The sequence below is a fragment of the Pseudomonas lalkuanensis genome, from assembly GCF_008807375.1.
GTDB lineage: Bacteria > Pseudomonadota > Gammaproteobacteria > Pseudomonadales > Pseudomonadaceae > Metapseudomonas > Metapseudomonas lalkuanensis.
The window spans coordinates 3,430,509-3,451,933 of sequence record NZ_CP043311.1 but is presented as its reverse complement, the minus strand read 5'-3'; the positions used below and the strand labels follow the sequence as shown (position 1 = coordinate 3,451,933).

Here is a 21,425-nt window from a genome sequence, read left to right as displayed (position 1 = left end):
TGTGGCCGGCGGCGATACCGTTTTCGGATTCGTCGACGTGCCTGCTCCCAGGTTGTGAGGGCCGTCTCCAGGGACAAAACAACATGCTTGATTACTTCGCGCTGGGCGTTCTCTTCTTCGTGGGGATCGTGCTGTTCTACGGCATCATCGTGCTCCACGACATTCCCTACGAAATTGCCGTACACCGTAACCATCCCCATCAGGACGCCATCCACGCCGCGGGCTGGGTGAGCCTGTTCACCCTCCATGCGCTTTGGCCATTCCTGTGGATATGGGCCATGTTGTACCGCGAGGACCGTGGCTGGGGCTTCGACCACGGCAAATCCGGCGCCGCCCAGGACGCTGACCTGGCCAAGCAATTGGCGGAGCTGCGTCAGCGCATCGAACAGCTCGAAGGAAGCACGTCGGCCGCCCGGAACGAGAAGGAGGATTGAGCCATGGATCTGTTGCTGATCCTCACCTACACAGCGTTCTGCGTTGCCATCTTCAAGATCTTCAAGATCCCGCTGAACAAGTGGAGCGTGCCCACCGCCGTGCTGGGCGGCATCGTGCTGATCGGTACGCTGATCTTCCTGATGAACTACAACCACCCCTATTCGGAGGTGGCGCGGACCTACTTCGTCTCGGTGCCCATCGTGCCCGAGGTGTCCGGCCTGGTAACCGAAGTGCCGGTGAAGGCCAACCAGCCCCTGGAAAAGGGCGATGTGCTGTTCCGCATCGACCCGACGCCCTTCGAGAACAAGGTGAAGTCCATCCAGGCGCAGCTGGTGTCGGCCCGTGCCGACCAGTCCCGCGCCCGTGAGCTGGCGGCGCGCAATGTCGGCAACCGCCGCGACGTGGACCTCACCACTGCACGGGTAGACGACCTGCAGGCGCAACTCAATATCGCCAAATTCGACCTCGACAACACCGTGGTGCGCGCGCCGAGCAAGGGTTTTGTCACCCATGTGTCATTGCGGCCAGGGGTGCGGGCGGTGAAGCTGCCGCTGCGTCCCTCCATGGTCTTCATTCCGGACGAGGGCTTCTATTTCATCGCCTGGATGCGGCAGAACAGCCAATTGCGCCTGACGCCCGGTGACGAAGCTGAAGTGGCCTTCGACGGCATCCCCGGAAAAGTGTTCAAGGGCGAGGTGAAGCAGGTGATTTCGGTGATTGGCGAAGGCCAGGTGCAGCCGTCCGGCACCCTGATCAGCTTCACCGGGTCACCGCCACCGGGCCGCGTGCCGGTGTTCATCGAAATCACCGACCCGGCGTACGCCCAGTACGCCGCTCTGATGCCGGGCGGTTCCTACGGCCAGGCGGCGCTCTACAGCAAGCACTTCCACCACGTGGCGATCATGCGCAAGATCCTCCTGCGCATGGCGGCCTGGATGAACTACATCTTCCCGTTCCACTAACCGCCCTACGGCGGGCTGCCCCCCGGGCGGCCCGCCTCGTATGCGTGCTCGGCCATCCAGTGTCGGGCGATCTCTTCCCGCCGACAGACCCACACCCCCGCATGCCGCTGCACATGGTCGAGGAACCGCGCCAGGGCCATGGCGCGGGCGGGGTGGCCGCTGATCCTGCCGTGCAGGCCTACGCTCATCATCTTTGGCTGCCGCGCGCCCTCCAGCCAGAGGCAGTCGAAGGCATCCTTGAGTTGCTGGAAGAAGTCCTGCCCCGACGCGAAGCCGTGGGGCATCAGGTAGCGGGCGTCGTTGTTGACCAGCGTGTAGGGAATCACCAGGTGCGGCGGCGCGCCGGGCAGCCAGTAGGGCAGGTCGTCGTTGTAGGCATCGGAGCTGTAGAGGAAGCCGCCTTCCTCGCGTAACAACCGGCGGGTGTTGGCGCTGACCCGGCCGGTGTACCAGCCTAGCGGGCGACGGCCGCAGATGCGCTCGATCACCTCGATGGTCAGGCGGATGTGGCGCCGCTCCTCGTCTTCGGGAATTTCCCGGTAGTCCAGCCAGCGATAGCCGTGGCCGGCCACCTCATGGCCGCCGGCACGCAGGGCATGGCCGATCTGCGGGACCAGTTCCAGGGCACGCCCAACCGCGAAGGCGGTCAGCGGCAGGCCGCGTTCGGCGAAGAGATCGAGAATGCGCCAGATGCCCGCGCGCGACCCGTATTCGTACAGGCCTTCCACGCTCAGGTCGCGTTCGCCGACGCGTGCCGGCCGTCCCGGCAGTTCGTGCAGGTAGGCCTCCGATTGGGGGTCGCCATTGAGCACGCAGGATTCCGCGCCTTCCTCGACGTTCAGCACGAACTGCAGCGCCACCCGTGCATCGCCGGGCCAGCGTGGGTGGGGTGGCTTGCCGCCGTAACCGGCGAGGTCGCGCTCGGCCATCAGCCCAGCTCGAAGGTGGTGACGCCGAAGACCCGCTCCTGGGCGACGGCGGGGAAGGGACCGAGGTACATCCGGGCGCAGCCGAAGACTTCGGTCATGCCGTGACGCTGCACCAGGGCCATGGCTTCGGGGTTGTTCTCCGGGGCATCGAGGTACAGCGGTCCACCCGTGGCGAAACCGGCCAGGTCCGCATAGAGGGCTTCGGCCACCTCGGCATCATCGGCGAACAGCGGACCGATCTTGCAGCCCTGGAGGCAGCGCCTGGCGACGCCGAATCCGGCAAGCCGGCCATTGCGCCGGCAGCCCAGGGCCAGGGCATCGGGCTGGTTGATCCAGCCCTGGAGGAAGTGCGGGCGCGGCGCGGGGAAGCAGGTGCGGTCGTAAGCCTGAACCTCGTCGAAGGCGAATTCGGCGAGTGGGATGATCTCTTCGCCGGAGGTCCATTCCGGCGGTTCGGCGATGTCCACCTGGAAGCGCAGGTTGCGGTGGGAAAAGACGAAGCCGCCCTTGGCGTAGTAATCCTGCATGGCGAACACGCCGTCCATGCCGATGCTGGCGCCCGGCCGCAGACGCGTCAGCAGGCGATCGCGGCGAGCGTGCCAGAGGATATCGCCGAGTCCCCGGCCGCGGAATTCCGGGCGGATGATGAAAAAGCCCATGAAGCCGAACTCGCCGCCGTAGGAGGTAATGGCGCCGCCGCCGATCAACTGGCCGTCCAGGTCCGCCGCGATGTATGCCTCGGGATCGGTGGCCCAGAACAGGCCAGCGTCGTGCAGGCCGGGGTTCCAGCCCTCGCGCGCGGCCCAGCGGACCAGTTCGTCCAGCTCGGGGCGCAGCATGTTGCGGATCACCAGCGGGATGGACATGACGGGGCACTCCTGGGCCAGGGCGGACGCTTTCGGTATAGCGCCAACCAGGGAGGGCGGCCAGGCCGTCGGGCGGGGTCAGGCGTCGCGCAGGAGGTCGTGGGAGTCCAGGAGCCGCCAGGCGATTTCCGGGTGATGCTCCAGGCCACGGCGGATGGCGGCCGGGATCGACTGGCGGGTCTTGCGGCAAAGGCCCGGCAATTCGTCGATCTCGATCTCGATGCCACGCATGCTGCGCACCTCGTTGAAACCGGGGGCGATATGCAATCGCAATCCGAGCTGCTCGAACATGCGCCGTTGCATGTGTTCCAGGTCAGCAAGGCTGTGGATGTTCTCCAACCGCTCCAGCAGGCGCTTCTCCTCCTGCCGGGTCAGCAAGAGGATGCGTACGTCAGCGCCGGGCTTTTCCAGCAGCTCGTCACGCCCGCAGATGCAGGCGCCGGGCGGGCAGGGTTGGCGGGTGGGGAGTGAGGGCGTCATGGCGTCCGATCATAGACAGCCGATTGCCGGGATGCCAACGACGCTCCGATGGGGAATCATCGCAGCAATTCCGCCACCGCCTGAAGCACCACGTCCGGCTGTTCCTTATGGGGAACATGGCCGCAGGCTTCGATCAGCAGCACCTGCGACGGGCCATCGGTCAGCCGCGCGATCTGCTGCGGGTGAAGTTCGGAGCCGAACTCATCCTGGTCGCCGTGGATGGCCAGCACGGGACAGTCCAGCCGTTCGAGGCCAGTTTCCAGGCTCCAGTCGGCGAATTCGGGGGAGAGCCAGGTTTCGGTCCAGGCGTCGAGTACCCATTGGGCTTTGTCGCCGTGGTACCTGGCGAGCCGGTCCAACTGGCCGTCCTGCTGGAAGCCCTGCTTGGCTTCACGGATGCCCTGCAGCGTGCGGTCTTCGACGAAGGCCTGGGCCGATTCGGTGATCAGCGCCAGGCAGTGCTCGCGGTGGCGTGCCGCGCTGTGGGTGGCCATGCCGCCGCCGACGCTGTGGCCAAAGGCGATGAATTGGTCAATGCCCAGACGGTCTTTCACAGTGGCGAAATCGTACTCGGCCTCATCGCCAACGAAGCTCACCGACAGTTCGCCGGGGTGCGCATCCGAGCGGCCGAAGCCGAGGCGGTCATAGGCGACCACCGTCTTGCCGGTGATGGCAGCCAGCTTGGCGGGAAACTCGCGCCACAGCTCCACGCAACCCAGGGAGTCATGAAAGAGGATGATAGGCGCCTCCTCGAACGATGGGCTGAGGTGGGCAGGGCTCCAGATGCGGACGAACAGCCGGCCATGGAGGCTGTCGATCCGCAGGTCCTGAGTGTGGTGGCTGGGGCTAGGCACGGGGTGCTCCAGGTTGGGGAATGCTTTCAAGGCTGCCAGAAAATGCCGCGTTCGTAACGGGGCAGGGTGCGCGCCCCCAACGTGGCTGGTGTCGGCGGGTGAGCCGTCTTAATCTCCCTGCTTTTCCTCCCCAGGGATGACTCGCCATGAATACCGCACTCCTGATCATCGACGTCCAGCGCGCCCTCTGTGTTGGCCAGTACGCTGCATTCGAGATCGACCGGGTGATCGCCACCATCAACGGCCTCAGCGCCAGGGCACGGGCTGCCTGCGTTCCCGTCGTGCTGGTCCAGCATGAAGAGCCCAGCGGCGAGTTCGAGTACGACACCGAGAGCTGGCAACTGGCGGAGAACCTGGCCGTTGCCGAGAGCGACATCCGGGTGCGCAAGACCACGCCGGACTCCTTCCACCGCACTAACCTGCAGGATGTGCTGCATTCGCGCGACATCCAGCGCCTGATTGTCTGCGGCCTGCAGACCGACTACTGCGTGGATACCACGGTGCGCCGCGCGCTGGCGTTGGGTTACCAGGTGGTGCTGCCGGAGGACGCGCACTCGACGCTGGACAACGCCGCTATCTCCGCGCCGCAGATCATCGCCCACCACAATGCGGTGCTCGGCAGCATGTCCAGTTTCGGCGTGCGGGCGCAGGTGATTCCGGCGGCGTCAGTCAGCATTCAGGGCTGAAGGCGTACCCGTCAGGGATGGACAGGGTGGTATCTGAGGGATGGTCACTGCCCTCCGGTGGAGGGCAGCCGTGGTGAAGGCGGGGAGGGGTCAGGGCTTGTTCCTGATCTGCTCGTAGCTGAGCCGCATGTCCTTCGCCCAGCCGTCGATCACCGGCTTGATGTTCTGGACGGTCAGCGCGGTTTCCTTGTTCTCCAGGCTGGTACCGGTGCCCTTGCGCACCACCTCTGCCACAACCTTGGAGGTACCGCCGTCGAGCACCATGGCTTCGGTGGCGATCTGTACCTCCTGGTCCCGCGTGCCAATTGCCGTGGTGGTGGCGGCGACGACCAGGGCGATGGGAATCACTTCGTAGGGCTTGAGGCCTTCGGTCGAGGTGGACACGGCGGTAATCGCCGGACGCAGGACCAGGCTGTCTGCCGCCGGGGAGTCGGTGATCCTGACCACCGAGCCCATCTCACGGCGAAGCGCGGTGTCGTAGTAGCGGGTGATCTCATCAAGGGTTGCCTGGGAGATCTGCTGGCTCGGGTGGGGTTTGGGGTGGAACTGGCTGGGCTCGATATACAGGCTGTTGTAACGCGACAGGTCCAGGGATGGTTCGACCCAGCGCGCCACCTTGGCGCCGCTGACGGTCTCCTGTTCCTGGAGGACGCTGTAGTTCGGAAGGAATCCCGAATAGTGGCTGGGTTCGACCATGGTGCTGGAGCAGCCGCCAAGGGTCAGGATTGCGCTGAACGATACGACGAGAGGGTTGAGTCGCATGATTTCGCCTTACCAGTAATGGCTTGTATGGGGGAACGTCCGGGGTAGTGCCGACTGCTGTCTGTCTCGCCCTATTCCGGCCGGAGGGCGACGACAGCAGAAGCGTAGTTGGTCGCAAGGCGGATGCCAGTGAGTTGCACAAAGGAAAGGGGGCCTGCCGCTGACCCTCTCCACGCCACGCACCGGGCTGCTCTCGGCCATGAGGCCCCTGGGTAGCTAGAGCCACCTGCGCACGCGGCCCCGGTAGGTGCTGAAGGCGTCCCCGAACAGGGTCGCCAGCGCCCGCTCTTCGGGGCCGATCTGGAAGCGGTTCATGTAGAGCACGAAACCGGCCACGCCCAGCAACGCGATGGGGGATGCGAGGTAGATCGACCAGGCGACCAGGGCGATGGCGAAGCCGAGGTACATGGGGTTGCGGGTGTGGCGGTAGATGCCGGAACTGACCAGGGAGGATGCGGTTTCCGGCTGCAACGGGTTGACCGTGGTTCCGGCGTGGCGGAACGACAGGACGCCGCTCAGGCAGACCGCAATTCCCGCTGCCAGCACCAGCGACGCAAAGGTGAGGCGCCAGCCGGCGGTCACATCGATGCCGGGCACCCAGCGCGCAAGCAGCCACATCAGGACGCCGAACAGGATGGCAACCAGGGGCGGCGGTATGCGGTGTTCCAGCCAGTTCATGGGTCGACTCCTTTTCCGTCTCTGCTCGCTTGGGCCGGGTGGCGCCATCCCGGGACTTTAGCAGCGGTTGGCCGCCGCGCCATTGCGCGTCAATCCGCGAAGGACTCGAACATCAACTGCCTGAGCCGGCGGTTGGCGGGGTCCCGATGGTACTTGGCGTGCCAGAACAGATTGATGTCGATCGCCGGCAGCTGGACCGGGTGGGGCAGGGCAACCAGGCCGACGGGCTCGACGCAGGAGCTGCGACGCTGCGCGCGCCGGGTCGACACCTTGCGCCAGGCCTTGTAAGCCGCGCCTTTTTGCTGGAAGGTGGGCGCCCTCAGGCCCAAGCCTTTGGGCGCCGTGGGGCGCAGTCGTCCCGGACACCAGCGAGAAGATCTGCATGAACATCAGTGTTCGCAATGAACGCGTCGACGATATCGAGACCATTTCCCGACTCACCGAAGCCGCCTTCCGGAGCGAAGGGCACTCGAGCCACACCGAGCAGTTCATCGTCAACGCGCTGCGGCGTTCCGGGGGCCTGACGATTTCCCTGGTGGCGGAAGAAGGCGATGCCATTGTCGGCCACGTCGCGATTTCGCCGGTGACCCTGTCCTCCGGTGCGATGGGCTGGTACGGCCTCGGGCCGATCTCCGTATGGCCCGAACGCCATGGCCAGGGCATCGGTTCGGCCTTGATGCGGGCGGCGCTTGCGGAGCTGCAGCGCCTGGGCGGAGCCGGTTGCGTGTTGCTGGGTGACCCCGGCTACTACCAGCGATTCGGTTTCGACGTGCGGCCTGGTCTGGAGCTGCCGGGGGTTCCGCCCGAATACTTCCAGGCGCTCTCTTTCGGCGGCGAATTCCCGACTGGCAGCGTGAGCTACCACAAGGCGTTCGACGCGACGGAGTAGGTCCGCCACGAGCGGAAGGCGGCCGGCGCGCGCTAGTTTTCGGCCATCACCCGTTCGTGCACGTACTGCCTGAACTGCTCGGGCGCCAGCGGGCGGGAGAACAGGTACCCCTGGAACGCCTGGCAGCCGTGGCTGACGAGGAAACTGCGCTGGGCTTCGGTTTCCACGCCTTCGGCCATCACCGACAGGCCGAGGATATGACTCAGGCTGACGATCGCGCAGGCGATCGCGGCGTCGTTGGGATCGATCAGGACATCGCGGATGAACGACTGGTCGATCTTCAGCTGGTCCAGCGGCAGGCTCTTCAGGTAGGAGAGCGATGAGTAGCCGGTGCCGAAGTCGTCCAGCGACAGGCCGATGCCGATTTCCTTCAGCTCGACCATCTTGGCGACCGTGCCTTCCATGTCTTCTACCAGCATGCCCTCGGTCAGCTCCAGCTTGAGCTTCTTCGGGTCGGCGCCGGTGTACCTCAGCACGGTCAGCACCTCTTCCACGAAGTCGGGATGGTGGAACTGGCGCGCGCTGACGTTCACCGCCATGACCAGCCGGGCGGTATCCGGGTGCCTGGCCCAGGCCACCAGCTGGGCGCAGGCGGCCTGGAGCGCCCAGCGGCCCAGCGGCAGGATCAGGCCGGTTTCCTCGGCCAGGGGAACGAATTCGGCGGGGAACACGATGCCGCGCTCAGGGTGCTGCCAGCGCATGAGCGCCTCCGCGCCGATGATGCGCCCGGCGCTGTTCACCTGCGGCTGGAAATGCAGCAGCAGGTCCTTGTCCTGCAGACCCTGGCGCAGGTCTGCTTCGAGCCGCGCCCGTGCGGTGGCGACCGCCTGCATTTCCGGGTCGAAGAAACGCATGGTGTTGCGGCCCGCCGCCTTGGCGCGATACATCGCCAGGTCGGCGCGCTTCATGATGTCGTCCACCGTGTTCAGCTGTCCCTGGAACAGGGCGATGCCGAGGCTGGGCGTGCTGTGGTGCTCGTAGCCGTCCAGGTGATAGGAGATGTTCAGCGAGCTCAGGATCTTCTCGCCGATGGCCTTGGCCTGGATGGCGGCGTCCGGCGGGTTCTCGCTGAGCCCCTCCAGCAGCACCACGAACTCGTCGCCGCCCAGGCGCGCCACGGTGTCGCTCTCGCGAATGCAGGCGGAGAGGCGCTGGGCAACCTGTTGCAGCAGCAGGTCGCCACGGTCATGGCCCAGCGTGTCGTTGAGCGCCTTGAAGTTGTCCAGGTCGATCAGGATCACCGCGCTCGTATGCGGGTTGCGCATGCCGCCGGCCAGCACATGCTGCAGGCGGTCCAGCATGAGGCGGCGGTTGGCCAGGCCCGTGAGCTGGTCGTAGAAGGCCAGGCGATTGACCTCCTGTTCGGCTGCCTTGCGATGGCTGATGTCGGTATTGATCGACAGCACCGACTGCGGCTCGGCGTTCTCGTCGCGCACCAGGGTGCGGTGGCTTTCGAAGGTGATGGTGCTGCCATCCCGGCGCCGCAAGGTGACTTCGCCCGACCAGTCGCCCGTCTCGGCCAGGCTCCGGTTGGCCGCATCGATGGCGGCGTGGTCCTGGTAGATCAGTTCGGCGGCCGACTGGCCCAGTGCTTCCTCGCGGGTCACTCCGTAGAGGCGCTCGGCGCTCTTGTTCCAGTAGAGGATGCGGTTCTCCATGTCGTGGACGACGATGGCGTCCTGGGCCTTGTCCAGCAGCGATGCCTGCTGGCGGAACTGCCGCTCGCTGGCGCGAAGGACGGCGAGGTAGCCATCGCGTTCGGCGGCGTGGGCCTCCATTTCCCGCTTGATCCGCCGGCCATAGAACACCGCGGCGCTGACCATCATCAGCACGAACACCATGATCGCGTACTCGATCCGGCGGAGCTCCTCCACCGACTCCAGTTCCTCTTCCAACAGCCGGCTCTGGATCTGGCCGACACGCTCGCGCACCGTGGCCAGCGAGGCGAGCAGCATGGCGTACTTCCTGTCCATGGTTGCCATGCGTTTGCCGGCGTCGTCCGATTTGCCTTGGCGGAAGAACGAGAAGATCAGCGAGGCCTCCTTCACCATCTCCACCATCGCGGCGTCCACTTCGGCGACTTCGTCCTTCAGCGCGATGGTGTAGGCCTGGATATCGGCACTGTGTTCGGCCTGGTTGGCGATCCGGGCCTCCAGCTGCTGCTTGGCCATCGCCAGGTGATGGTCGAAGGTGTGCAGCGCGGCGGTCATGTTCCGGGATTCGGACTCGACGTCATGGGTATCGAACACGTTGTTGCCGGGGGCGTTGACGTCCGATGCCAGGCTGCCCAGGGTCGAGTAGGAGGACAGCTGCTGGACCCAGGACTGGTTGGCCTTGATGGAGCGGTGATAGGTGTCGACGATCAGGTGGTTCAGCAGCACGCTCAGCACGACGACCAGTACGTCGAAGCCGGCGAGGAAGAAGTACATGCGATGCCAGCGGGTCGTACGCGGGGTGTTCGATTGGGCGGAGATGGCTAGATTCGCGGCGCTTTCACCTTCGAAAGAGTCCATTTCACGATCTCCAGGCAACGTCCCTTTGAATGGAATTGGATAGCGTCGCTCGATAACCGGACTTGCGACTTCGCCTGATTGAAGCCGTGCAGGGTGCTGGTGTCGCCACCGCACGGTCCAGCTGCCTTGGGGAGGGGAGCGCCGGAGTGAGCACTGGACTCCGGCACCGGTCGGCTTCCATGACAATCAAAGCATAGCCATGGATTTGCCATTAATCCGGCGGCCGACTGCTGGTGCCCGGATGGCGACGGACAGTCGTGGCGTCCGGGCGGCCTGGTGTCAGATCTCGACCTGCGTGCCCAGCTCGATCACGCGGTTAACCGGCAGCTGGAAGTAGCGCATGCTGCTGTTGGCGTTCTTGTGAAGGAAGGCGAACAGCCCTTCGCGCCAGAGCGACATGCCCAGGCCACGGGTTGGAATCACCGTTTCGCGGCTGAGGAAGTAGGTCGTGCGCATGGGGGTGAAATCCAGCCCCTCGACGCGGCAGCCCTGCAGGGCTTCCGGTACGTTGGGCTCTTCCATGAAGCCGAAGTGCAGCAGGACGCGATAGAAGCCGCCGTCGTAGCGGGTGACTTCGAAACGCTGGTGGTCATCGATACGCGGCGTGTCGCGGGTCACCACCGTCAGCAGCACCACCTGCTGGTGCAGCACCTGGTTGTGCAGCAGGTTGTGCAGCAGCGCGTGGGGGACGGCATCGGGACTCGCGCTGAGGAAGATGGCGGTACCCTCGACGCGGTGGGGCGGTTGCAGGCAGATGCTGTCGACGAAGCCGCGCAGCGGCAGGGCGGTTTCGTCCAGGCGATCGATGAGGATGCGCTTGCCGCTCTTCCAGGTGGTCATCAGCACGAACAGGATCACCCCGGCGATCACCGGGAAGGCACCGCCCTGGAAGATCTTCGGCACGTTGGCGCTGAAGAACAGCGAGTCCACGAAGAAGAACCCGAGCAGCAGCGGCACGGCCAGCCAGCGCGGAATACGCCAGAGCAGCAGCATCACCGCCGAGACCAGCAGGGTGTCGATCAGCATGGTGGTGGTCACCGCCACGCCGTAGGCGGCAGCCAGGGCGCTTGAGGAGCCGAAACCGATCACCAGCAGCACCACGCAGGTCATCAGCGCCCAGTTCACCACGCCGACGTAGATCTGGCCCTGGGCGGCGCTGGAGGTGTGCTGGATCTGCATGCGCGGGATATAGCCGAGCTGGATGGCCTGCTGGCTCAGGGAGAACGCCCCGGAGATCACCGCCTGGGAGGCGATGATGGTGGCCAGCGTGGCCAGGCCGATCATGGGAATCAACGCCCATTCCGGCGCCAGCAGGTAGAAGGGGTTGCGCGCGGCCGCCGGGTTGGACAGCAGCAGCGCACCCTGGCCGAAGTAGTTCAGTACCAGGCCGGGGAGTACCAGGCTGAACCAGGCGCGGGCGATGGGTTTGCGGCCGAAGTGGCCCATGTCGGCGTAGAGCGCTTCGGCACCGGTCAGCGCCAGTACCACGGCGCCGAGGATGGTGACGCCGATGCCGGGATGGGCCAGGAAGAAGTTGAACGCCCACCAGGGATTCACCGCCTGGAGCACTTCCGGGCGCTGGGCGATGCCGTGGATGCCGAGGATGCCCAGCACCACGAACCAGGCCACCATCACCGGGCCGAAGAGAATGCCGATACGTGCCGTGCCGTGCTTCTGGATCAGGAACAGGCCGATCAGCAGCACCACGGTAACCGGCACGACCCAGTGGCCGAGGCCGGGCAGGGCGACGTCCAGGCCTTCCACCGCCGAGAGCACGGAAATGGCCGGGGTGATCATGCTGTCACCGTAGAACAACGCCGTGCCGAACAGGCCGAGCAACACCAGCAGTCCGCTCAGCCTCGGGTAGGCGGCGGTGGCACGGCGCGCCAACGCGGTGAGGGCCATGACGCCGCCTTCGCCTTCGTTGTCGGCGCGCAGCATGAACAGCACGTACTTGAGCGAGACCACCCAGAGCAGGGACCAGAGCACCAGCGAGAGGATGCCGAGTACGCCCTCGGAGTTGACCTGCACGCCGTAGTGGCCGGCAAAGACTTCCTTGAGGGTGTACAGCGGGCTGGTGCCGATATCGCCGTAGACCACGCCGGCTGCCGCCACGAGCAGGCCGAACGAGGACGAATGGGCGCGAGAATGGGCCTGCGGCTCCAGGGTGCAGGAACTCATCGAATCTCTCCGGGGGATGGGGCGCGGTGCGGATGGTGTTGGAGACACGGCATTCGGCGGGTAATACGAGGTGCTGCCACGGAAGGGCGCCAAGTATCCGTTCTGGCCGGGACAGCCGGCGTAAAGAATGCGTAAAAAGTGAGGGACCCGACCGGCTGGCGCCCGCCGCTCCCAGGTAGCCGGACGCCTTGTAAGCTGAATGATGTACCCGGTCGACAAGTGCGGAGGTCTGCGATGAGTGTCAACGCAATCGGGCTGACCGTGATGGCGTGCCTGTTCCTCGTCTGCATCGGCATGGTGTTCTGGACCAATCGCCTGTTCATCAGGGACTGGTTCGAGCATCACCACTGGCACTGGCCACATTTCCACTGAGTTGCGCCCCGCCGCTTGCGAATCGAGCGCAAAAGGGACCGCCACGGTGCCAAGGCGCAATCCGGCACTTCATGCCGTGACGGTCAAGCTCGAATAACTTCGAGCGTCATTAAAATGCATCCTTTTTGCATCTGGCGGTGTGCCACTAGGACTGGATATTCGACCGTACAGGCCGAACGCGGCACCTGGATATCGAAGGCGCCGGTCCAGCCGGGATGCCCAGCGGGCTGATCGATCAGCGACTTTCGCCTTGTTCTTCCACCATGCGGGTGCTGTCGAAGCGCGCCGACTCCAGGCGGTTGCGGCCTTGTTGCTTGGCGCGGTAGAGCAGCCGGTCGACAGCCTGGATGAAGGGCAGGGGCCGGTCCTCGTGCCGGGGTGCCACAGTGCCGACGCCCAGGCTGATGGTGAGCAGCGAGGCGACGCCGGACTTTTCGTGGGGTATGCATTGCTCGCGGATCAGCTTGCGGCAGCGCTCGGCGACCTGGCAGGCGGCGGCCTCATCGGTGGCCGGGAGAATCAGCACGAACTCTTCGCCGCCGAAGCGGGCGACGAAGTCGCGGGGACGGATGGCGGCATCGATTAACGCGCGACCCACGCTCTTCAGGCAGTCGTCGCCCTGGATGTGGCCGTAGTGGTCGTTGTACTGCTTGAAATAGTCGATATCCAGGAGGATCAACGACAGCGGCTCACCAGTGCGCTGGGCATTGGCCCATTCGACCTCCAGCATGGAATCGAACATGCGCCGGTTGGCCACACCGGTCAGGCCATCCTTGTAGGAGTACTCCTCCAGCTGCTTCTGCAGGTCGATCAGCTGCTGCTCGGCCTTCTTCCGCTCGCTGATGTCGAACATGAAGCCGATCAGCGCTTCCACTTCGCCATCGGGGGTGCGCATCACATGCACCACATCGCGGATCCACACGTAGTCGCCTGTGGTGGTCAGGGCCCGGTAGTCCGCCTCGTGGTCGGTGCCGGCCTGGGACTGGGAGACGCAGAAAGCGACGACCGCGTCGCGGTCGTCCGGGTGCATGCGTTCGGCCCAGTCATTGACGCTTACCCAGCTGGACTGGCTCCAGCCCAGCAATTCTTCGATCTGCGGGCCGATGTAGGCGAAGGTCATGGTCTTCCAGTCGATCTTCCATGGGATCGCCCGGGTGGATTCCAGCAGGGCCTTGTAGACCTCCTGGGTGGTTTCTGCGTCGTCGTTCATGGTGCCCCCGTACTGGCCGAATCGGTTGGCGCCGTCCGTTGCGCGAAGCCTCCTTATACCTAATCGGAGCGGGTTTCAGGCAGTGGCTTCGCGAGCCAGGCGATGGCTCGCGTCGACCGTTGCGGCAAGAGGGGGCCCGGACTCAGGACTTGCTGCCCGGGCCTTGGGTTGGCGCGGCTACGGCGGGCAACGGGATGCCCTTGGGCCAGAGCAGCCAGATCTGGCCCTGCTGCTTCATGTTGCCGGCCAGCTCGCCGGCCTCCGCGCCGGTGCCCCAGAACAGGTCGGCGCGCACTTCGCCGGCGATGGCGCCGCCGGTGTCCTGGGCCGCGACCGGGCGGATCACCGGGCTGCCGTCGGGGCGGGTGGTGGAGAGCCAGAGCAGGCTGCCCAGCGGGATCACCTTGCGGTCGATGGCCACGCTGTAGCCGGCGGTGAGCGGCACGTTGAGGGAGCCTCGCGGACCCTCGTTGCTGTCCGGATTGAGGCCGAAGAAGACGAAGCTCGGGTTGCTCGCCAGCAGTTCCGGCACCCGCTGCGGGTTGGCGCTGGCCCAGTCGCGGATCTTGCCCATGCTGACTTCTTCCTGTTTGAGCTGGCCCTGTTCCACCAGCCAGCGGCCTACCGGCCGATACGGGTGGCCATTCTGGTCGGCGTAACCGATGCGCAGCTGGCGGCCGCTTTCCAGCTGGATGCGGCCGGAACCCTGGATCTGCAGGAACTGCAGGTCCATCGGGTTGGTGAGCCAGGCCAGCACCGGCGCCTTGACGCCCTGGGCGCGAATGGTGGCGGCGTCGTCATAGGGCTTGAGCACGCGGCCTTCCAGGCGTCCGCGCAGGCGCTTGCCCTTGAGTTCCGGGTAGAGACTGTCCAGGGCGACCACGATCATGTCTTCGGGCACGCCGTAGACCGGCACCGGCGTCTGCTCGCTGCGCTCCAGGCTGCCGGCGTACACCGGCTCGTAGTAACCGGTGATCAGGCCCTGGGGACTGTTGCGTGCATTGCGCAGGCTGTAGACCTCGAGTTGCTCCTTGAGCCAGGCGCGAACGGCGGCCGGGTCTTCCTGCACCTGGGCCGCGCTGGTGCAGGTGGCGGACCAGATCGGGTCCTTGGCCAGGCGTGCGCAGGCGGAGCGCCAGGCTGTGAAGCCGGCGATCACATCGGCGTCGCTGCTGGCGGGGAGTTCTTCCCAGCTCGCCCGGGTGTAGGTATCGACCTTGGGCGGCTCGGGCTTGGCGGGCTCCTTGTCGCAACCGGCGAGCAGGGAGAGCAGGGCGGCGACGCACAGCGCCAGCCGGCCCCGGCGGAAGAGGGGGGCAATCACGTCTTGCGGTTCCTGATGGGGTGAATCGAAGCCGCTAGCTTGGTGAATGGTGTGCGCAAGGTCAAATTGGCCCGACGGTTTCATTGATCCAAGCCACTGAAATCAAAAGGAAATATTCATTCAATAAGGTGCTCCCAGCTTTGACAGAGGCCTTTGGTGTGACTCGTAACATTAGAAATTTCCGCAAGACCCTGGACGCCGTGGCCATGAACAACGAGGCTGCCGCCCTGGCGGTGATGCGCGCGGCCGACCGGATCGGCGACGCCGTGCTGAAGGAGCAGCTGTTCAACGTGATCCAGCGCATGAACCAGGATGCCGCCGAGCTGCGCGTGGTTCGCGATCACGTCGTTTGAGCGTTGTCCAGCGCGACTCTTCCACTTGCGCTGAATGAAATTGCTGCTTGACCTGAAGGCCAAAGGCCCTCTAGATTGGCCGCCATGACTAATTCCCCTTGGTTGTCCGGCCCCGCGATTATTACCGCCATTCCAGCAGTGGCGGGTTAGCCGACGACCAAACAGAAACCCGCCCTCGAGGCGGGTTTCTTCCTTCTGTCTCCTGGGTGCCGAAATCAAGACCAGGAGCCCAGCATGACCACCTTCACTTCCCAAACCGGACACCTCACCGAGCGCCCGCTGGATGAGCGCGAGGCGCTGCTCAAGCACTACGTGCGCAAGATCCTCGCGGCGCCGGTGTACGACGTGGCCATCGAGACTCCCCTGCAGCCGGCGCGTCAGCTCAGCGAACGCCTGGGCAACCAGGTGCTGCTCAAGCGCGAGGACCTGCAGCCGGTCTACTCCTTCAAGATCCGTGGCGCCTACAACCGCGTGGTGCAACTGAGCGCGGAAGAACGTGCGCGGGGCGTGATTGCCGCTTCGGCCGGCAACCACGCTCAGGGTCTGGCGCTGGCGGCGCGGGAGCTGGGCATTGAAGCGACCATCGTGATGCCGCGCACCACCCCGGAGCTGAAGGTTCACGGCGTGCGTTCCCGTGGCGGCAAGGTGGTGCTGCATGGCGATGCCTTCCCCGACGCCCTGGCCCACGCCCTGAAGCTGGCAGCGGCGCAGGGGCTGACCTTCGTGCCGCCCTATGACGACCCGGATGTGATCGCCGGGCAGGGCACCGTGGCGATGGAAATCCTCCGCCAGCACGCCGGCCGCCTGGACGCCATCTTCGTGCCCGTGGGCGGCGGCAGCCTGATCGCGGGGATCGCCGCCTATGTGAAATACCTGCGTCCGGACGTGAAGGTGATCGGCGTCGAGCCGGACGACTCGAACTGCCTGCAGGCTGCGATGGCCGCTGGAGAGCGCGTGGTGCTGGGGCAGGTCGGGCTGTTCGCCGATGGCGTGGCGGTGGCGCAGATCGGCGCGCACAACTTCGAGGTCTGCCGGCATTTCGTCGATGAAGTGCTGACGGTGAGCGCCGACGAAATCTGCGCGGCGATCAAGGACATCTACGACGACACCCGCTCCATCACCGAGCCTGCAGGCGCGCTGGCCGTGGCCGGGATCAAGAAGTACGTCGAGCGTGATGGCGTCGGTGGCCAGACCCTGGTGGCCATCGATTCCGGCGCCAACATCAACTTCGACCGCCTGCGCCACGTGGCAGAGCGCGCTGAACTGGGGGAGAAGCGCGAGGCGATCATCGCCGTGACCCTGCCGGAGCGTCCAGGTGCCTTCAAGGCCTTCTGCGAGGCCCTCGGACGGCGGCAGATCACCGAGTTCAACTACCGCTACAACTCGGGGGACGAAGCGCACATCTTCGTCGGCGTGCAGACCCATCCGCTCACCGACCCGCGCGCGGCGCTGGTGGAGAGCCTGCAGGAACAGGGCTTCCCGGTGCTCGACCTGACCGAGAACGAGCTGGCGAAGGTGCATATCCGCCACATGGTGGGGGGGCGCGCTGCGTACATTGGCGAAGAGCGGCTGTTCCGCTTCGAATTCCCCGAGCGTCCGGGGGCGCTGTTCAACTTCCTCGACAAACTGGGCGGGCGCTGGAACATCACCTTGTTCCACTACCGCAACCACGGCGCCGCCGATGGTCGCGTGCTGGCCGGGCTGCAAGTGCCGGAGGATGAGAACCACCTGATCTTCGAGGCACTGGACGAGATCGGTTATCCGTACCGGGAAGAGAGCGACAACCCGGCCTGCAAGCTGTTCCTGGGCTGATCTTCCTCCAGGTTGAGGGAACATTGTGGGAGCGAATTCATTCGCGAAAGCGGGCCGCAGGCCCGCCCCACCTCCCAGGCTCCGCTGCACAACCCATCGCGATTGCAATCGTTTCCACAGGTGAAATCCCACCATGGACAGGTAGCCGTCAGACAATTCCGACAAAAGCGATGTTAACGCTAACAATCTGATGTTAGAGTGCGCTCCATTCGTTGACCGATCCCTTGGAGGACTGCCCATGTTGACCTGCGGAGAACTGCTGGTTGAGCTGCTGGAAGGCTTTGGCGTGGATACCGTGTTCGGTATCCCAGGTGTGCACACGGTGGAGCTGTATCGCGGCCTGCCCAATACCGCTATCCGTCACGTGACGCCGCGCCACGAGCAGGGTGCCGGCTTCATGGCTGACGGCTATGCCCGCGTTTCCGGCAAGCCGGGCGTGTGCTTCATCATCACCGGCCCGGGCATGACCAACATCACCACAGCCATGGGCCAGGCCTATGCCGACTCCATTCCCATGCTGGTGATCTCCAGTGTCAACAACACCGAGCAACTGGGCATGGGCGGCGGCCGCCTGCACGAGCTGCCGTCCCAGCGCAACCTGGTGTCCGGCGTCGCTGCCTTCAGCCACACCCTGATGCGTCCGGACGAACTGCCGGACGTGCTGACCCGCGCCTTCGCCGTGTTCAACGGTGCCCGTCCGCGGCCGGTGCACATCGAAATCCCGATCGACGTGATCACCGCGCCGGCCGATCACGTGCGCCGCAAGCTGGGTGCGCTGCCGAGCCGCCCCGGCCCGTGCCTGGACGCCATCTCACGTGCCGCCGAAATGCTCAAGGGCGCCAAGCGTCCGCTGGTACTGCTGGGGGGCGGCTGCGCTGACGCCGGCACCGAGGCCCAGCGCCTGGTGGAAGCCCTGGACGCGCCCACCGCCTACACCATCAATGCCAAGGGTGTTCTGCCCAAGGGCCATCCGCTGGCGCTCGGCTGCAACCAGGCCTGGGTGCCGGTGCGCAAGATGGTGCTGGAATCGGATGTGGTGCTGGCCATCGGCACCGAGCTGGGCGAAACCGACTATGACGTGGTGTTCGACGGCAATTTCCGTATCGAGAGCCAGCTGATCCGCATCGACATCGACGCCGAGCAGTTGAACCGCAACTACCCGGCGGACATCGCCATCCTGAGTGACGCCCGCAAGGCCATGGCTGCGCTGGCCGATGCCCTTGGCGCCGGTGCCGCCTTCAGTGCCGACAGCCTGGGCTCCCGGCGCGCCGCTGCCGTACGCGCCGAACTGGATGCCCAGTGGCCGGAAACCTGGAACGGTCAGCGCAAGGTTCTGGAAACCCTGCAGCAGACCCTGCCGGACCTGATCGTGGCAGGCGATTCCACCCAGCCTGTGTACTCCGGCAACCACTTGTTCGAAGCCACCCGCACCCGCAGCTGGTTCAACTCCGCCACCGGTTACGGCACCCTCGGCTACGGCCTGCCGGCCGCCGTCGGCGCCAAGTTGGCCGCGCCGGATCGCCCGGTGATCGCGCTGATCGGCGACGGTGGCATCCAGTTCACCCTGCCGGAACTGGCTTCGGCCGTCGAAGCCGGCGCACCGATCATCGTGCTGCTCTGGAACAACAGCGGCTACGGCGAGATCAAGCGCTACATGAAGAACCGCGACATCCCCACCATCGGTGTCGATATCTACACCCCGGATTTCCAGGGCCTGGCCCGCGCCTTCGGCTGCAACGCCGAAAAGGCCGAGAGCCTGGAGCACCTGGCCGAGCTGCTGAAGACCGCCGCCAAGGCCGACCGCCCGACGGTGATCGAGGTGTGGGAGCACGCGGAGTTCCTCGCCTGACACAGGCGAGTCGTAGGAGCGAATTCAATTGCGAAAGGGCGGCCTAGCCGCCCCGATGGACGAACCTTCGGTCCGTATTGCGATTGAAATCGCTCCCACACCGATTGTTCAGGGATAATGCGCCTCCCCAGAACGGCGCCAGAGGCCAGGATGTCGACCAGGAACAAACCCGCCACCCTGCACGATGTCGCCCAATTGGCCGGGGTTTCCGGCATGACGGTATCGCGGGCACTGTCCAAGCCGGACATGGTCTCCGAGCGGACCCGGCAGAAGGTCGAGCAGGCGGTGCGCGAACTGGGCTACGTTCCCAACCTCGCCGCCAGCCAGTTGGTGACCCGCCGCAGCGGCATCATTGGCGCGCTGATCACCACCATCACCAACCCCATCCTCGCCACCACCATCGAGATCCTCCAGCAGGGGCTGGCGCGGGCCGGCTATCACCTGTTGATCGGTGAAACCCGCTTCTCCCAGGAAGAAGAAGGCAAGCTGCTGCGCGCCTTCCTCGGCCGCCAGCTGGACGGCCTGATTCTCGCCTACGGCTATCACGCGCCAGAAACCCTGGAACTGCTGCAGGCCGCCGACATTCCATTGATCGAACTCTGGGACCTTCCCGAAGGCGATGCGCCGCGCACGCCCGTGGGGCAGGTGGTCGGCTTCTCCAACTGGTCCGCCGGTGCGGCGGCCGGTCGCCACCTGGTGGAATGCGGCTACCGCAAGCCGGCATTCTTCGGCTTCGATGACGAGCGGGAGAACCTGCGCTTCGCCGGGTTCCGCCAGGCCGTGGTCGATGGCCTGGGCATCGAACCCCTGCGCTTCAACACCTCGCCCGTGCCGCATATCGATGACGGTGTGGACGTGATCCAGCGCTTCTCCCGTGGCGAAGTCGACTGCGATGGAGCCTTCTTCACCAACGACATGCCGGCGATCGGCGCGCTCTTCACCTGCCAGCGCCTCGGCATCCGGGTACCGGACGAACTCGGCATCTGCGGCTTTGGCGACCTGCCCATCGCCCGCGTGGCCACGCCGTCACTCACCAGCGTGCGGATTCCCGCCGAGCGCGTGGCCAACGCCACCGTGGAGTTGCTCTGCCAGCGCATTCGCGGCGAAGGCGAGTGGGACGCCCTGGTGGACGTGGGCAGCGAGCTGGTGGCGCGGGAGTCGACTGCGCTGCAGCGCTGAAGCTACACCGGTAGGAGCGATTTCAATCGCGAAGCAGGTCGAAGACCTGTCAGAGTGGCTTCTGCGCGAGCCTTTTCGCGAATGAATTCGCCCTCACAAAAAAGCCCCCTTCAGCCCCCCGCCAGCAGCCAGTCGGCAAACGCCCGAACCTTCGCATCCCGGCACCCCGCCGGCACGACCAGGTAGTAGTCGCCGCATTCCAGCGGCTCCCGGCTTGCGATCACCAGCCGTCCGGCCTCCACCTCTGGTGCCACGAAGTAGCGCGGCAGGACGGTGATGCCGAGGCCGTGCAGGGCGGCGTCGAGGACGAATTGGAAATGCTCCAGGCGCTGGCCGGGCAGGGCATCGATTTCCCTGGGCGAAAGGCCGGCGCTCAGCAGCCAGATCTGGGTGGAGGACTTGCCCTGGTCAGCCAGCGCGCTGTGGTGGAGCAGGGGATAGCGCAGGATGTCCCGGCGCTGGACCACCGGGCCGTGACGCTGGAGCAGTTCCGCCGTGCAGACCGCCACCATCTCGCCACCCATCAGGCGTGTGGCCTCGAACCCTGGCCAGTGGCCGTCGCCGAACAGGATGGCGAGGTCGAAACTCTCCAATAGCCCGTAGAGCCTATGCAGGTCGTTCATCACCTGCAGTTCAATTTCGGGATGCAACTGCCCGTAGGCCTTGAGTTTCGGCAATAGCCAGCGGGTGGTGAGGGAGGGTTCGGCGCCAACCCGCAGGCGCCCCGAGCTGCTGGCGCTGATGCGCTGGGTGGCGGCTTCCAGCTGGTCCAGCAACGGGCTGATTTCCTCGACGTAGCGGCGGCCGTATTCGGTCAGCAGCAGGCGCTGGCGCACTTTCTCCACCAGGGGGCGTCCCAGCAGGTCTTCCAGGTTCTTGATCTGCCGGCTCACGGCGCTCTGGGTGAGGCTGAGTTCCTCTGCGGCGCGGGTGACGCTCATGTGCCGGGCGAAGGCGGCGAAACAGGTGAGGGAGATCATGCTGGGCAGCTGTCGGCGCATGGGGGTTCATTACGATTTGGAATGAGTTTGCGGAAGATAAATCGATATCCCGTGGCCAGCAAGCGGCCCTAGGCTGCCGCTTTCTACCAC

20 protein-coding genes and 1 pseudogene are annotated in these 21,425 nt (G+C 65.4%); 9 read left to right on the top strand and 12 right to left on the bottom strand.

Features of this window, described 5'->3' with window-relative positions:
- Positions 1-83: 83 nt before the first annotated feature.
- Together FXN65_RS16095 and FXN65_RS16090 are read left to right on the top strand one after the other, a co-directional pair.
- Positions 84-434 (top strand): DUF3302 domain-containing protein, encoded by a 351-nt coding sequence (locus FXN65_RS16095; protein ID WP_151134157.1) that lies wholly within the window; start codon positions 84-86, stop codon positions 432-434.
- A gap of 3 nt (positions 435-437) precedes the next feature.
- Positions 438-1,397: an HlyD family secretion protein gene (locus FXN65_RS16090; RefSeq protein WP_151134155.1), complete on the top strand. Its 960-nt coding sequence runs from the start codon at positions 438-440 to the stop codon at positions 1,395-1,397.
- Positions 1,398-1,402: 5 nt separating this feature from the next.
- On the opposite strand, the gene puuE is transcribed toward FXN65_RS16090, so the two are convergent.
- The 4 genes from puuE to FXN65_RS16070 form a co-directional block, all read right to left on the bottom strand.
- A complete protein-coding gene (gene puuE / locus FXN65_RS16085; protein WP_151134153.1) occupies positions 1,403-2,326 on the bottom strand; it encodes an allantoinase PuuE in 924 nt (307 codons plus the stop codon).
- Positions 2,326-3,192, bottom strand: coding sequence for a GNAT family N-acetyltransferase (locus FXN65_RS16080; RefSeq protein WP_151134151.1), 867 nt, complete (start codon positions 3,190-3,192; stop codon positions 2,326-2,328). The genes puuE and FXN65_RS16080 overlap by 1 nt, the downstream gene beginning before the upstream one ends.
- 78 nt (positions 3,193-3,270) lie before the next feature.
- The gene (locus FXN65_RS16075) at positions 3,271-3,672 is read right to left on the bottom strand and encodes a hypothetical protein (protein ID WP_151134149.1); all 402 of its coding nucleotides are present in this window, start codon (positions 3,670-3,672) and stop codon (positions 3,271-3,273) included.
- A 56-nt stretch (positions 3,673-3,728) separates the two neighbouring features.
- Positions 3,729-4,526, bottom strand: coding sequence for an alpha/beta fold hydrolase (locus tag FXN65_RS16070; RefSeq protein WP_151134147.1), 798 nt, complete (start codon positions 4,524-4,526; stop codon positions 3,729-3,731).
- Positions 4,527-4,672: 146 nt separating this feature from the next.
- Here FXN65_RS16070 and FXN65_RS16065 point away from each other — a divergent pair, with 146 nt between their 5' ends.
- On the top strand, positions 4,673-5,212 hold the full coding sequence (locus tag FXN65_RS16065) for a cysteine hydrolase family protein (protein ID WP_151134146.1): 540 nt from the start codon (positions 4,673-4,675) through the stop codon (positions 5,210-5,212).
- 90 nt (positions 5,213-5,302) lie between these two features.
- Here FXN65_RS16065 and FXN65_RS16060 read toward each other — a convergent pair whose 3' ends face one another.
- The 3 genes and pseudogenes from FXN65_RS16060 to FXN65_RS16050 all read right to left on the bottom strand — a co-directional run.
- Positions 5,303-5,974, bottom strand: coding sequence for a DUF3313 domain-containing protein (locus FXN65_RS16060; RefSeq protein WP_151134144.1), 672 nt, complete (start codon positions 5,972-5,974; stop codon positions 5,303-5,305).
- 216 nt (positions 5,975-6,190) lie between these two features.
- On the bottom strand, positions 6,191-6,652 hold the full coding sequence (locus FXN65_RS16055; protein ID WP_151134143.1) for a methyltransferase family protein: 462 nt from the start codon (positions 6,650-6,652) through the stop codon (positions 6,191-6,193).
- 89 nt (positions 6,653-6,741) lie between these two features.
- Positions 6,742-6,891 (bottom strand): annotated as a pseudogene (locus FXN65_RS16050) (LysR family transcriptional regulator); the annotation flags it as partial.
- A gap of 143 nt (positions 6,892-7,034) precedes the next feature.
- Between FXN65_RS16050 and FXN65_RS16045 the strand changes: the two are divergent.
- On the top strand, positions 7,035-7,541 hold the full coding sequence (locus FXN65_RS16045; protein ID WP_151134141.1) for a GNAT family N-acetyltransferase: 507 nt from the start codon (positions 7,035-7,037) through the stop codon (positions 7,539-7,541).
- 32 nt (positions 7,542-7,573) lie between these two features.
- Here the strand turns inward: FXN65_RS16045 and FXN65_RS16040 are convergent, their stop codons facing one another.
- Together FXN65_RS16040 and FXN65_RS16035 are read right to left on the bottom strand one after the other, a co-directional pair.
- Positions 7,574-10,054 carry a putative bifunctional diguanylate cyclase/phosphodiesterase gene (locus tag FXN65_RS16040; protein WP_151134139.1) on the bottom strand — a complete coding sequence of 827 codons (2,481 nt, stop codon included), beginning with the start codon at positions 10,052-10,054 and terminating at the stop codon, positions 7,574-7,576.
- A gap of 279 nt (positions 10,055-10,333) precedes the next feature.
- Entirely contained in the window at positions 10,334-12,235 is a 1,902-nt protein-coding gene (locus tag FXN65_RS16035; RefSeq protein ID WP_151134137.1) for a potassium transporter Kup, read from the bottom strand.
- 234 nt (positions 12,236-12,469) lie between these two features.
- Between FXN65_RS16035 and FXN65_RS27925 the strand changes: the two genes are divergently transcribed.
- Positions 12,470-12,607: a hypothetical protein gene (locus tag FXN65_RS27925; protein ID WP_178119343.1), complete on the top strand. Its 138-nt coding sequence runs from the start codon at positions 12,470-12,472 to the stop codon at positions 12,605-12,607.
- A 235-nt stretch (positions 12,608-12,842) separates the two neighbouring features.
- On the opposite strand, the gene FXN65_RS16030 is transcribed toward FXN65_RS27925, so the two are convergent.
- Together FXN65_RS16030 and mltA are read right to left on the bottom strand one after the other, a co-directional pair.
- A complete protein-coding gene (locus FXN65_RS16030; protein WP_151134136.1) occupies positions 12,843-13,817 on the bottom strand; it encodes a sensor domain-containing diguanylate cyclase in 975 nt (324 codons plus the stop codon).
- Positions 13,818-13,959: 142 nt separating this feature from the next.
- Complete coding sequence (gene mltA, locus FXN65_RS16025; RefSeq protein WP_151134134.1) at positions 13,960-15,141, bottom strand: murein transglycosylase A; 1,182 nt, start codon at positions 15,139-15,141, stop codon at positions 13,960-13,962.
- 158 nt (positions 15,142-15,299) lie between these two features.
- Between mltA and FXN65_RS16020 the strand changes: the two genes are divergently transcribed.
- The 4 genes from FXN65_RS16020 (at position 15,300) to FXN65_RS16005 (ending at position 20,334) form a co-directional block, all read left to right on the top strand.
- Positions 15,300-15,494, top strand: a complete 195-nt coding sequence (locus FXN65_RS16020; RefSeq protein ID WP_151134132.1) for a hypothetical protein — start codon at positions 15,300-15,302, stop codon at positions 15,492-15,494.
- 297 nt (positions 15,495-15,791) lie between these two features.
- A complete protein-coding gene (gene ilvA, locus FXN65_RS16015; protein WP_244620767.1) occupies positions 15,792-17,306 on the top strand; it encodes a threonine ammonia-lyase, biosynthetic in 1,515 nt (504 codons plus the stop codon).
- 238 nt (positions 17,307-17,544) lie between these two features.
- On the top strand, positions 17,545-19,155 hold the full coding sequence (locus FXN65_RS16010) for a 5-guanidino-2-oxopentanoate decarboxylase (RefSeq protein ID WP_151134129.1): 1,611 nt from the start codon (positions 17,545-17,547) through the stop codon (positions 19,153-19,155).
- Between the two features lie 150 nt (positions 19,156-19,305).
- Positions 19,306-20,334, top strand: coding sequence for a LacI family DNA-binding transcriptional regulator (locus FXN65_RS16005; RefSeq protein WP_151134128.1), 1,029 nt, complete (start codon positions 19,306-19,308; stop codon positions 20,332-20,334).
- 110 nt (positions 20,335-20,444) lie between these two features.
- Here FXN65_RS16005 and FXN65_RS16000 read toward each other — a convergent pair whose 3' ends face one another.
- Positions 20,445-21,335: a LysR substrate-binding domain-containing protein gene (locus FXN65_RS16000; protein ID WP_244620679.1), complete on the bottom strand. Its 891-nt coding sequence runs from the start codon at positions 21,333-21,335 to the stop codon at positions 20,445-20,447.
- Positions 21,336-21,425: the final 90 nt, after the last annotated feature.